At 34.1% G+C, this 10,694-nt stretch carries 17 protein-coding genes and 1 pseudogene; all 18 read right to left on the bottom strand.

The genetic code is table 11. The features are described 5' to 3' along the window. Window positions 1–21: 21 nt before the first annotated feature. Window positions 22–399, bottom strand: a pseudogene (locus HMPREF2846_RS13785) (hypothetical protein); the annotation flags it as partial. A 215-nt stretch (window positions 400–614) separates the two neighbouring features. Continuing rightward, window positions 615–965, bottom strand: a complete 351-nt coding sequence (gene gpG / locus HMPREF2846_RS13780) for a phage tail assembly chaperone G (RefSeq protein ID WP_070626922.1) — start codon at window positions 963–965, stop codon at window positions 615–617. Between the two features lie 45 nt (window positions 966–1,010). Continuing rightward, window positions 1,011–1,475, bottom strand: a complete 465-nt coding sequence (locus HMPREF2846_RS13775; protein WP_070626920.1) for an Ig-like domain-containing protein — start codon at window positions 1,473–1,475, stop codon at window positions 1,011–1,013. A 92-nt stretch (window positions 1,476–1,567) separates the two neighbouring features. Further along, entirely contained in the window at window positions 1,568–2,179 is a 612-nt protein-coding gene (locus tag HMPREF2846_RS13770) for a major tail protein (protein ID WP_070626919.1), read from the bottom strand. A 39-nt stretch (window positions 2,180–2,218) separates the two neighbouring features. Beyond that, window positions 2,219–2,614, bottom strand: coding sequence for a hypothetical protein (locus tag HMPREF2846_RS13765; RefSeq protein ID WP_070626917.1), 396 nt, complete (start codon window positions 2,612–2,614; stop codon window positions 2,219–2,221). Next, window positions 2,611–3,018, bottom strand: coding sequence for a hypothetical protein (locus HMPREF2846_RS13760; protein ID WP_070626915.1), 408 nt, complete (start codon window positions 3,016–3,018; stop codon window positions 2,611–2,613). The genes HMPREF2846_RS13765 and HMPREF2846_RS13760 overlap by 4 nt, the downstream gene beginning before the upstream one ends. Then, complete coding sequence (locus tag HMPREF2846_RS13755; protein ID WP_242543471.1) at window positions 3,018–3,371, bottom strand: hypothetical protein; 354 nt, start codon at window positions 3,369–3,371, stop codon at window positions 3,018–3,020. The genes HMPREF2846_RS13760 and HMPREF2846_RS13755 overlap by 1 nt, the downstream gene beginning before the upstream one ends. Beyond that, entirely contained in the window at window positions 3,355–3,651 is a 297-nt protein-coding gene (locus HMPREF2846_RS13750; protein ID WP_070626911.1) for a hypothetical protein, read from the bottom strand. The genes HMPREF2846_RS13755 and HMPREF2846_RS13750 overlap by 17 nt, the downstream gene beginning before the upstream one ends. Window positions 3,652–3,722: 71 nt before the next feature. Next, the gene (locus HMPREF2846_RS13745) at window positions 3,723–4,850 is read right to left on the bottom strand and encodes a phage major capsid protein (RefSeq protein ID WP_070626908.1); all 1,128 of its coding nucleotides are present in this window, start codon (window positions 4,848–4,850) and stop codon (window positions 3,723–3,725) included. 21 nt (window positions 4,851–4,871) lie between these two features. Next, a complete protein-coding gene (locus HMPREF2846_RS13740; protein WP_070626906.1) occupies window positions 4,872–5,597 on the bottom strand; it encodes a head maturation protease, ClpP-related in 726 nt (241 codons plus the stop codon). Then, window positions 5,587–6,780, bottom strand: a complete 1,194-nt coding sequence (locus tag HMPREF2846_RS13735) for a phage portal protein (RefSeq protein ID WP_070626904.1) — start codon at window positions 6,778–6,780, stop codon at window positions 5,587–5,589. The genes HMPREF2846_RS13740 and HMPREF2846_RS13735 overlap by 11 nt, the downstream gene beginning before the upstream one ends. 14 nt (window positions 6,781–6,794) lie before the next feature. Beyond that, window positions 6,795–8,480: a terminase TerL endonuclease subunit gene (locus HMPREF2846_RS13730; RefSeq protein ID WP_070626903.1), complete on the bottom strand. Its 1,686-nt coding sequence runs from the start codon at window positions 8,478–8,480 to the stop codon at window positions 6,795–6,797. Beyond that, the gene (locus tag HMPREF2846_RS13725) at window positions 8,477–8,779 is read right to left on the bottom strand and encodes a P27 family phage terminase small subunit (RefSeq protein ID WP_070626902.1); all 303 of its coding nucleotides are present in this window, start codon (window positions 8,777–8,779) and stop codon (window positions 8,477–8,479) included. Before HMPREF2846_RS13725 ends, HMPREF2846_RS13730 begins: the two co-directional genes overlap by 4 nt. 135 nt (window positions 8,780–8,914) lie before the next feature. Next, window positions 8,915–9,253 carry an HNH endonuclease gene (locus HMPREF2846_RS13720; protein ID WP_070626898.1) on the bottom strand — a complete coding sequence of 113 codons (339 nt, stop codon included), beginning with the start codon at window positions 9,251–9,253 and terminating at the stop codon, window positions 8,915–8,917. Between the two features lie 170 nt (window positions 9,254–9,423). Then, window positions 9,424–9,852, bottom strand: coding sequence for a transcriptional regulator (locus tag HMPREF2846_RS13715; protein WP_070626896.1), 429 nt, complete (start codon window positions 9,850–9,852; stop codon window positions 9,424–9,426). A gap of 138 nt (window positions 9,853–9,990) precedes the next feature. Further along, window positions 9,991–10,167, bottom strand: a complete 177-nt coding sequence (rinB, locus tag HMPREF2846_RS13710; protein ID WP_070626894.1) for a transcriptional activator RinB — start codon at window positions 10,165–10,167, stop codon at window positions 9,991–9,993. A 17-nt stretch (window positions 10,168–10,184) separates the two neighbouring features. Next, window positions 10,185–10,439 (bottom strand): hypothetical protein, encoded by a 255-nt coding sequence (locus tag HMPREF2846_RS13705; protein ID WP_070626892.1) that lies wholly within the window; start codon window positions 10,437–10,439, stop codon window positions 10,185–10,187. An 11-nt stretch (window positions 10,440–10,450) separates the two neighbouring features. Next, a complete protein-coding gene (locus HMPREF2846_RS14540) occupies window positions 10,451–10,624 on the bottom strand; it encodes a hypothetical protein (protein WP_170121959.1) in 174 nt (57 codons plus the stop codon). Window positions 10,625–10,694: the final 70 nt, after the last annotated feature.

Below are 10,694 nucleotides of genomic sequence, written 5' to 3'. Positions count from 1 at the left end.
TATTAGAAGTCAGAACATTTATGTCCCGACCCCCTTTAATGCTTCTTTCGACTTATCTAACTCAGCTTTTTCTTTTTTCTCTGCTTCAACTAATTTTCTATAAGCTTGTTCTACTTGTCCAATCGTCGACTTAGCCTTTTCATAGTTGGTATTTACATCTTTTAACTCTTGTTCAGCTTGACTAAGCATTTGCTTTTGAACTTTCATCTTTTTATTCAATCCATCAATACTCGTCTGGTATTTTTTCATTGATTTTTCAGATTTATCAAAAGCCGACATATTCGCTCTTATCTCACTGTTTACAACACCGAGATTACGCTTAAGCGAAGCCATTCCCTCGTCTACTTTTGAGTTATCGATAGAGTTAACGATTGTTAAACCTTGTGTTCTATTCGACAAATTATTACCCCCTTTCTAGCCTCCGAATAAGTATTTTAAATCACTGCCTGTATACATTTTGGGTGATTCAGTTTCTTGTACTGTTTTATCTTCCTCAGGCGTATTCAACAGGTCTAGAAGTTCAAAATAAGGCTGTTTTTTTACTTCTGTTATTGTCCAACCGTACGTTTCCATGCAAAAACGTTGTATTGCTTTAATGTTCGATAAAATATCTTTTATTCTGACTGTACTTCTGTCTTTCCCACTTCATCCGATACATCTTCTGAATCTTCTTCTGTTTCTCCGCTGACTTCTCGAAACAATGCTTCAAATGCTTTCGCTTGCGTTTTAGTCGTCATATTATTTAGCATATCTTCCTCAGTTAAACCCTGGTCACTAAATAAATCTGCTAATAATTGACGTTCTTTTTTTCTGATTTTTTTTGGGTCAGGTGTTGATTTAACTTTTTCTTTTTCTAATGCTTCTAAGTATTCATAGACTTTTTCTGCTTCTCCTAAAGTTACATCTTCTTTTTTATACGTCGCTGTTTTACCAGTTTTTTTGTCTTTAATTTCAAATTTAATCATATTGATTACTCCTTTATTTGTAGTATTAAATAAAAAAGAGGGCTATTAACCCTCTTCACTTGCTGCATTCACAGTAACAATCGATGTGTCAGTTTTATTTCCGTCTTCTGTTTGAACTGTAATCGTAGCTTGACCTGCAGTTAACCCGTTGACTGTACCGTCATCTGAAACCTCAGCTACTTGTTCATCAGATGAACGATAAGTTACATTATTATTTGTTGCTGTTGACGGTGTAACTGTGCTCGTTAACTTGATCGTATCACCTACGTTCACATTCGCGGTCTTAGGAGAAATTATGACACCTGTTACTGAGATAGGTTTTGTTTTAAACGATGGGACATCTACTTTTGCAGATTCCCCGTTCTCATTTTGTTTTGTGATTTGATAAGTCCCTGCTGGATAATTTGTATCAGACTTCAAACCACTTAACGTAATTTTTGCTTTTCCCTCAACATATTCAGCACTGTTGATAAGTTCTTCTCCTTTATATAGGTTCAATGTATCTGTCATTTTATCACCCCTGTAATTTGTTTTGATTCCCCTATTGAGCAGAAATATCAGCTGTAGTACTCTCCGCTAATACCTCTACCTTTTGGGGAGTGTTAGGGTAATGTTCCTTCAGTATCTTCAGTAGATAAGTCCTCTCCTGTATAGCCTGGGAAGACATTAGCCATAAATGCCTCTGCACCTTCTGACCCTTCGTGATAACCGATTGCTCGTGACTTACCATCAATCTTGCGGTTCATCCAATCACCATTTAGTTTTGTCGGTTCAGGTGCTTCTGCTTTTTCAGCTGTTGTTTTAAATTCGATAGAATCTAAACTAAAGCTCCCTTTTACTAAAGCACAATAAATAGGTTGTCCATTGATTGTCTCTGATTCTCCGATAACTGCAACATAAGGTGCTCTTGAATCGTCTCCTACCCATGACGTTCCGTTTTCATCTTTTTCTCTGCCTAAAACTACATTTAAATCTTCTGTAGGTACGTTGAACAAGTCAATATCTGATTTGATTTCGCTTGTACCTTGCTTTTTCATCCAAACGCGTTTGTTAGATGCCCACATATCAACCATTTCCGGCGCTAAACCTGTAATATTCATGTTTACAGTACCGCCTTCTGCGTCTTCCCATGTAAACTTTTTAATAATTTTTTCTGCTTTTTCATCAAATACACCTACGTGTAATTTTTTAAATCCAGCTGTTGCTGATCCCATATTAAAATCCTCCTTATTTTAGGCATAATAAAAACACATCTATTCGATGTGTCCGCCTTTATAATATTTATATTTCGGTATACCTTCGTATCTTCTAGAACGAACATACTTTTTAGTTTCTTTAAAGTACTCAGTTAATTGACTCGAAGTTTGATAAAAACCATGTTCTCTTAATAAATGACGAATCCGTTTTGATAAACGTATTGTATCATCATCTTTATATGTTTCTACATCTACTTGAACGATAAACATTTCAGCATGATATTTATTGGATGCATAGGCAGCAGTAGTATCATATACAAGCCTTAACAATATCAATGAGCGAGTATCATCTGCTTTTTCACTCACTTCATAAAAATAGATCCTATCTGAGACCAACGCTTTTACTAAGTCATCATCTTTAATAATGTCATAAATATATGTCAATATATTCATAAGCGCCTCCTCATTTCTTCAGTAATAATATTTTTATAACTTGTTTTAACAGCTTGTAATGTATTTTCTATAACCCCAAAGCCTCGAGGAATGAATTTTTTACCGTTTCTATCATAACCATGTTCGTTTAAATGAACTAATTTGTATCTATCATGCGGACCTACCCACTCAATAATAATTGTTTGTTGCCTTGTTACTTTTGAAGTAAATGGCTTTGTCCTTGTCATCTCATTTATAGAAGCTCCGGTGTCCTTGAACTTCTCAAAATTAGTCTTTAAAACTTTCATTTCATGTTCTGTTGCAGCTTCTAAAGCTTTATTGCTGATTTCAATCATTCTTTTTTTACCAAACTGCTTTTCAATCTCTGCTTCTAATTCTTTTAATCCTGTTACTTCTACAGACATTACTTTTCACCTAACGCTATTGTAATAAAACCATTTTGCGGTGTATCCAGTCTGACATCGTAAATTTCAAAAGTATTGATATCTAGCCGATAATCTTGAACTTCAACCACATGAGTGTGGGAAGGTATATAACTTTGCAACGGGTCTCGAATTACAATTGTTAAACCTTGTACTGAAGTATTGACATTAAGAATTTCTCTATCTTTTACAGAAGGGCTATAAGTTTCTGCAAAACAACGATAAACTTCTTTTTCTTCTGTTTCATCAGGATACGGACCTTTAGTTTGATATTTATAAAAGATAACAGGCGTTCGCATATCCCCTGATGATACTTTTTTATTCTTGTATATCATTATAATCATCCTCACTTCCGTATATTTGATTTAAGATAGCGAATTCTGTTATCAATGTTGAGAAATTCTTGTTAAAAAACTGTAACTGCTCATTATATACATAACGAGACCTTTCAAAGACTAACTCCTTCCCAATAGGTTCAGCATTTATATCAAAGTCACCGCATTCATTTTTGATTACCTCGTAAGATATGCTTAAAATTGCTTTCAGTGACTCATCCTCTGCCTCATGGAAGATGTGCATTCGACTTTTAAATTCTTTTAAAATCTCATCATCCATTCAAACACCCCTATTCCGCTGAGATAGTAATAGACTTGCTATTAACACTCAAATCAACGTTTTGGGGAGTGTTAGGGTAATTCTGTAACTTTTTTAGACAAGTCTAATTTATATACTGCCGCTACTTTGTTGTCTTTCGCTTTACCATATGCAAATGTTTTAGCGATATAAGCATCTAAATCATCGAATGCTAATGTTTGATCAAATTTCTTAAGGTCCACACCGCCGCCTAAATAACCATCATATCGTCCATTAACAAACGTTAATACTTCACCAGCTTCTTGTGAGATAGACTCAACAATGTTCAGGTTGTATGGAAGTGCTGTAACATATACACCATTTGCATTTAAATGTGTATACTGTGATTGAATTTCAAAAGCATCAGAAGGATTAACAACCATTGTTACATTACCTTTAACTGCTACAGATTTTCCTTTTTCATTAGTTGAATGAAATTTGAATACTTGTGTCAATTCATCAATCGTTGTTCTAGGGTCTGCAAACGTTAATGTTCCTTGTGCTTCTTTCTTCGGATAAACGCCGCCTGTAATTGAAACATTTTCTTGTACTTGACGGTTTAAACCGATTGGTTTATCTTTACCATCTCCATTTAAGAAAGCTTCCTCTAACGCCACTGCGAAAGCTTCTTGAATCTGAAGACGTACAAAGCGTTCAATCCATGCTGGGCCAAAATCTTGTAAATCTTTAGGGATAACAACAAAAGCTGTTAATTTGTTTTGGATTGCCGTTTCTTCACTGAACGCAGCATCTAATTGTCCTTTAATATCTCCGAAGATTTGACCCCATACAGCTACCCCTGAAGTATCTGATTTTAAGAATTTAAGACGTAACCCTGCATTACGAATACCTAATTGCGATAACAATGGATGTTCTGTTGTTACATCTTCAAAGATTCGATCGATTGTTTCTTCTGGCAATAACTTTTCTTCTTTATAGCCTACTTCAGTATTAATTTCATTAAAGAACTTTCGCTGTTCTGCAGAAAGTTGTTTATCTGCTGAAGGTAAACTTGAAATACGTTCAGCTTCAGCTTGTGCTTGCGCTTTAGATTCTTCAAATAATTCATTAATCATATTTCCGTATAATTCTGCTTGTTCTTCTTCGCTCGCTCCACCTTGAATGGCGTTCAAAAATTGTTCACGAGCATTTTTAAAATCGTTTGATAATTCAATAGTCATTTTATGACCTCCTTATTTGTATTAAAAAAAGAACTTTTGCTTAACCTTATTTTGAGGTTTGCTAAGCTCTTTTTGTGTTTCTTTTTCTTCTAATTTTTCAATAACTTTATTTGCGATTTGGTCAACATCGATTTTAATTTCAGGTGTTTGATTCATTAATGCCGAAACTTTGTCAATTGCTTGTTTAGGAAGCATTTGACCCGCGTTAGCAACTAGACGTGTTGATGACTCGTCAAACATTTTACTGTCGGCAAAACCTTGTTCTACTGCGGTATCTGCACTAAACCAAGTTTCATCATTCATTAAATCCACTATTTCTTGTTCTGATTTGCCTGTTTTACTAATGTAAGCATTTGCAATTGCTTTATTCGCAGTACTTAACATATTGTAGGCTGTTTCCATTTTTCTATTATCACCAATTGCAATGGAGCTCGCATTATGAATCATCATCTGGGCTGTTGGGCTCATTTTTACTGTGTCGCCTGCCATAGCAATAACCGAAGCAGCACTTGCTGCAATACCTACTACTTTGACATCAACATTCCCTGCATGTTCTTTTAATGCTGTGTAGATTTCACTACCCGAAAACACATCTCCACCGCCAGAATTGATGATAACTTCTAAATCTTCATCAGTAGAAGGCAGCGCATCAATAACATCTTTAGGTGAAGTAGCATCCATATCAAACATGTCATAAATCCACTTATCGTCATTTGAGACAATCGCACCTTTTACGTTAATTTTCATCAGTTTCACCTCCTTTTGGTGTTTCTTTATCACTTTCTTCTCTAGTAGTCGTATAGTTCTTTGTTACAAAATATTGATCCATTTTCGGGTCGTCAGAAGGTTCTTCACCAAGCATAATAAGTACTTGATTAGGTGTAAATGTACTGGATGACACTAATTTATCGACAGCATCCGCCAGTTCTAACGGGTCTTTTTTGTTAATCCCAACCACTTTAATACTTTTACCTTTTAAAACTTCACTTTCTTTAAACAGTTTTGCGTTCAATTCATCTTCTATCTTTTTAATTAGAGGCTTTAAACAAAATTTGTAATACGAATCTAAAGCATTGTTCAAATCTGCTAAATCTCCGTGTATCAAAGAAGGTGGAATCCCGATAGCCTTTGCGACTGTATCAATCAAAGTTTTTTGAAGTTTATTCAAATCATCGAAAGGCGCATTGTTCGATTTTGAGGCCGACGATACATCTTGGAATTCGAAAGCTTTAGTCAAAGGTGTAATGGCTACTGCATTTTTTTCAAAAGATTTCATAATGTTATTAACATACTTTTGCATTTTACTTGTATTTTCACCTTTTTTATTTTCTGAATTGTTCTCTTTTTTAATCAAACTCGCATCCACATTCACGATACCTCTAATTTGATAGTTTCTCATTTGAGCAGCAATCATACGCCCGAATATTTCACCGTAATCTTGGAATAATCCCTCAGTAAATGTATTCAACTTTTCGTTGTTATACGATAAACAGAGTACTTCATCCATTCTGAATGAACGCTCAAATTTATAATCTTTAACAGAAACATCTTCAAAAATATCAGGATATAACGCAAATTCTTTTCGGTAATAATCATCTGCTACCACAAGGTCTTTAGTATCCGTCACTACAATTAATACCTCATTGTCATAAACTAATTTGTAAATTACTTTTTGCCAAAAATCTGTTGATGATAAATCAGTGTTAGGTCTGACATTCAATTTATAATATGTTGTATCTTTAATTGATTTGCCGTTTTTATCTGTAATACGAAACTCTGACTGAGAAATAGTCCTTGCTAAAAATTCAATGCATGTTTGCAGCGCTAAACGTTTCATATATGCTTTTTCTGATGTATCTTGGAAGAGCTCTAAATCATACATCCAACTAGACTCTTTACTTTTTCCAAGCATTCTTGTTAACCAACTCATGCCTTACCTCCTTCCTAAAAGTCAATTGCATTAAGAAAATCTAAACTATCTTCGACATCTACTTCTAACAACTCATCAGCACGATACAACGCATGAACAAGTGCTTGAAAGCCGTCTGTCTTTCGTCTGGTTCTATCTTTTTTATCGAATTCTCTGTTGCCATCAGGTTTTGTTTTGACTAATACATTGTTTGTGTACCATCGCATTAAAGGGTTATCACCGTATATAATATTGTGATTTGCAAACATACTTTCAATTCTCGGAGCAAGCAACCCGTGTATTGCCCTCGGATTTTTAATAACTTCATATTCAATACCGTATTCCTCAAAAGCTTTTCGAATTAAATCCATTCTATAATTATCGACAATCACTTTTTCTAATCCATACTTTTGTCGCATTTCATCAAACCATCTCGCAATATACTCTTCATCTATCACCGGACTATCTACAATAGTTAATAATCCCTTCTTTTCCCATTCGTAAATAGGTGGTTTCATTTTCACGGTATCTAAAAAGCCTTTACGTACAAATGAGTGCGATTTCCAAATGTACTTATCTCCTTCTCTAAACAGTAATCCAACTGCTGCAAAGTCAGTAATTCTTGCATAGTCTAAACCACCGATACATTGCTTATTTTCAAGGCATGGTATTGGTTGATTCGTCGCTAATATATCTTCCCATGGCGCTATAACTTTTTCTGGATCTGTTTCAGGTAAGTTCATACGTTTAGTCATAAATTCTACGCGGTTGCCCGGATTTCTGATTAAATCTTTATATTCTGTATATACTTCTTCGTGTAGATTTCTAGCATACTTAGATAATGGTTTATGAAACATCGGATTAGCTTTTTCCCAAGTATCAGGGTCATCCACTTCTTCTTTTGTATCCAATTTACAATAAAATGGAAACAATCTATCTTCTACATCTGCGCCGCTAAGCAATTCTTGACTTCGCTCTTTCAATCCATCCATAAAACCATCTCGAACATCGCCATCAGTTCCGATATAAAAAGTTCTACCATGCTTTACCTTACCAAGACCGCCTCTTTTTACATTAACGATAGCAGCATCTTCATATTGATGTACTTCATCGAAAATTACACAACCTTCACGTCCTCCGTCTTTTGTTTCAGCGTTCGAAGTATTGAATCTGAATATTGATTGTGTTTCTAAGCCTTCAATTTCCGTTCTAGTTCGTCTGAAAGGTGCGCTTTTTCTACCCTTCTTTATAAACAGATCGTTATCAGTAATCATGTCATAAACTTCTTTGAAAGAAACTTTAGCTTGGTCTTCACTATTCGCAACCACAGAAACATCATATTTTTTAATACCGTGAAACGGCGTAAGAAAAAAATTAGTTAATGCACTGATTAATCCATTTTTTCCTCCGCCACGTCCTAAAGTTATAAAAAACTGTTTGAAATATGGCGTTATGATGCTTTCACCTGTGTATTCATCTTCTTGTTTAAGAAATAAAAATACGAAAGCTATGATAAATTTTTGGAAAGGTTGCAACGGAAAGTACCATTTTTCAGTAAACTTGATACAGTTTTCAATTTTTTCTTCATCGAAAAATACGTCATTTCGACTCAAAATATTCTTTTCTAAATGATGTATTAAATCTACACGCTCTTTATTAAGGATGATTTCACCATTTTTATATTGATTAATATAAAAATTTACATGTCGGTTTGTAATCATAATAATCCACTACTTGACGGTGATTCTTCAACTTCAACTTTTTCAAAGTCAAATGACTTCTCTATGGCTAATAAAGATGAATTGATTTTATTCTTTTCAGCAACTGCCGGATTTTGTTTTAAAAATACTTGTGAAGCGTTTTTAGTTTCAACTAAAGTTCCATGTTCTTTAATATCTTTGTCGAGCTGATAATATATATCAAGTAAATTCAAATAACGTGTAACTTTTTCAACTTCAACTGGATTATCTTGTTCAATATTTTTTAATAAATACTCTCGAATTTCCTTTTTATTTTTCATGTGTATACCCCCTAACGTATATTTATTCGAACCAAATATCCTTTTCGGCTTCCCCTTCCACCGGTTCCCCATCAGCTTTTTAAATGAAAACTTTTTGACCGGGGGGATTAAATTTTATTTTTATACAATTTTATTTCACCAATTCTCATCGCCATCCCACTTATTCACTCTAGGTCTGTACCAATTTTTAAAATACCTATCATGAATTTTATTATGGCACTCAACACACAATGTTTCTAAGTTGTCATCATCAAGTGCCAATTCAGGATAATCTGCTAATTCTTTAATATGGTGAACTACAAGCTTTATCTTCTTGCGCCCATTCTTATTAGGTTCATAGATATCAATAGCTACTTTACCTTGCCTCTTACACTCTTGACATTCAAAGTTATCTCGTGCTTTGATTGCCTCACGTTTATCTCGCCAACGTTTGCCATTGTAGAAGTCGCGTTGCTGTTGTTTATTCAAAGACATGTGTGTCACCTCTTTGTGTTAATTGCATAAAGAAAGACACACCATGTTAATGATGTGCCTTAGATATAATATAGTATTGTATAACTTATCGCGTTCTCTTTTCCGATTCTACTTCTACACTATCATAATAACACAGATTTGTAGGCCATTTGCACAATCTTTGCACAATCTTACTTAATTCCAACCTGCAATGCAACTGCCTTAACAAAGCTTTTACGTATTGATGTTACTGTATTTCGATGCATATTACATTCATATCCTATTTGATCCATCTTTAAATTTCTTTGATTGTTCCAGTATTTTAATCTAATGACTTTCTTATGTTCTTCCGGCAGTCTGTAGTAGATATATTCAATAGCTGCTACCATCTCTTCTAAATTACGTAACATCTTATTAGTAAGTAAGCGTGTAGCCATAACTTCTGTTGTACGTGTCGGTTCGCTTTGTTGTATTGGTCCATATACAATATTGATATCCGTTTCTTTATATGGGTTTAATATTTCCATCCTCAACCTATTAATCTCTTTCTTGTTCTCATGATGGTTATATATTTCAGACTCAATATATTTAAAAGTCCCTGGCTTTATATCTACACTCATCTAATTCCTCCACTTACTTATCTTTTCTCAACATTTCTATCATAATATCTTTCAACTCCAACTCTTCATTCAACTCTCTATTCGCCATATAAAGCACAAGAGAGAGGAGAGCGAAGAGTATTGTTAGTGCTATCCACATCAATCACTCACCTCTGCTTTTAAATTATTAAGATGTATATGATCGTGTATGTCGAAGTCTGCAGGTGCTTCCACATCATCGTTCTGTGTACGGTAAATGATAAGTTGTTCAGTAATGTATTTAGCTGCTTCGTAAAGTGTAAGGGTTAAGATAATTTTAAATATAGTTTTAATCATTAGTATCACTTCCTGTGTTATTTAAAATGGCTATCTAATCCTTTACTAACGTGTATTTTCAATTTTCTCTCATCTAAATACTTACGTTCTTCTTCCATCTTTTTATTAACCTTTTCATTAAATTCTTGATACCTTCTTTCCATTTGCTCTTGCTCTTTATTAAGTTCTCTTTTTTCTTTGATAGCATAGCTGACAATAATTATAAAAATAGATACGGGAAACAAAAGAAATAGTGTTAATGCTATGATTAATATTAATAAAAAATTTTCCATTCTACTCACTCCTACTTAAATTCAAAATCAATTTCAACTGGGATGACAATAACTCTATAATCTTCATATAATCTTTTGAACTCGTTGAACATTTGCCTTACACCATCAAGTCCTATATTCTCGCCTTGCAAAATAAATATTTCTTTATTCCAACCACGATATATAATTTTAGTTCGTTCTCTCACTTCCCCAACACCTCTTTCACTTTTTGTAGTAGGTCTTTAATATCCTGTGCTTCCGAACCCGTTTGTACCA

The organism is Staphylococcus sp. HMSC056G08 (assembly GCF_001812305.1).
In the GTDB taxonomy this organism is placed as follows: Bacteria; Bacillota; Bacilli; order Staphylococcales; family Staphylococcaceae; genus Staphylococcus; species Staphylococcus simulans.
The sequence above is the reverse complement of the archived record's forward strand: the minus strand, read 5'-3'. Positions and strand labels throughout refer to the sequence as shown.

Bases quoted from the DNA above. Each gene is read 5' to 3' on its own strand.
- HMPREF2846_RS13745 (WP_070626908.1), bottom strand. From the start codon at position 4,850: ATGACTATTGAATTATCAAACGATTTTAAAAATGCTCGTGAACAATTT.
- HMPREF2846_RS13735 (WP_070626904.1), bottom strand. From the start codon at position 6,780: ATGAGTTGGTTAACAAGAATGCTTGGAAAAAGTAAAGAGTCTAGTTGG.
- HMPREF2846_RS13770 (WP_070626919.1), bottom strand. From the start codon at position 2,179: ATGGGATCAGCAACAGCTGGATTTAAAAAATTACACGTAGGTGTATTT.
- HMPREF2846_RS13760 (WP_070626915.1), bottom strand. From the start codon at position 3,018: ATGTCTGTAGAAGTAACAGGATTAAAAGAATTAGAAGCAGAGATTGAA.
- HMPREF2846_RS13730 (WP_070626903.1), bottom strand. From the start codon at position 8,480: ATGATTACAAACCGACATGTAAATTTTTATATTAATCAATATAAAAAT.
- HMPREF2846_RS13750 (WP_070626911.1), bottom strand. From the start codon at position 3,651: ATGGATGATGAGATTTTAAAAGAATTTAAAAGTCGAATGCACATCTTC.
- gpG (WP_070626922.1), bottom strand. From the start codon at position 965: ATGATTAAATTTGAAATTAAAGACAAAAAAACTGGTAAAACAGCGACG.
- HMPREF2846_RS13720 (WP_070626898.1), bottom strand. From the start codon at position 9,253: ATGTCTTTGAATAAACAACAGCAACGCGACTTCTACAATGGCAAACGT.
- HMPREF2846_RS13765 (WP_070626917.1), bottom strand. From the start codon at position 2,614: ATGAATATATTGACATATATTTATGACATTATTAAAGATGATGACTTA.
- HMPREF2846_RS13755 (WP_242543471.1), bottom strand. From the start codon at position 3,371: ATGATATACAAGAATAAAAAAGTATCATCAGGGGATATGCGAACGCCT.
- HMPREF2846_RS13725 (WP_070626902.1), bottom strand. From the start codon at position 8,779: ATGAAAAATAAAAAGGAAATTCGAGAGTATTTATTAAAAAATATTGAA.
- HMPREF2846_RS13705 (WP_070626892.1), bottom strand. From the start codon at position 10,439: ATGGAAAATTTTTTATTAATATTAATCATAGCATTAACACTATTTCTT.
- rinB (WP_070626894.1), bottom strand. From the start codon at position 10,167: ATGATTAAAACTATATTTAAAATTATCTTAACCCTTACACTTTACGAA.
- HMPREF2846_RS13775 (WP_070626920.1), bottom strand. From the start codon at position 1,475: ATGACAGATACATTGAACCTATATAAAGGAGAAGAACTTATCAACAGT.
- HMPREF2846_RS13715 (WP_070626896.1), bottom strand. From the start codon at position 9,852: ATGAGTGTAGATATAAAGCCAGGGACTTTTAAATATATTGAGTCTGAA.
- HMPREF2846_RS13740 (WP_070626906.1), bottom strand. From the start codon at position 5,597: ATGAAAATTAACGTAAAAGGTGCGATTGTCTCAAATGACGATAAGTGG.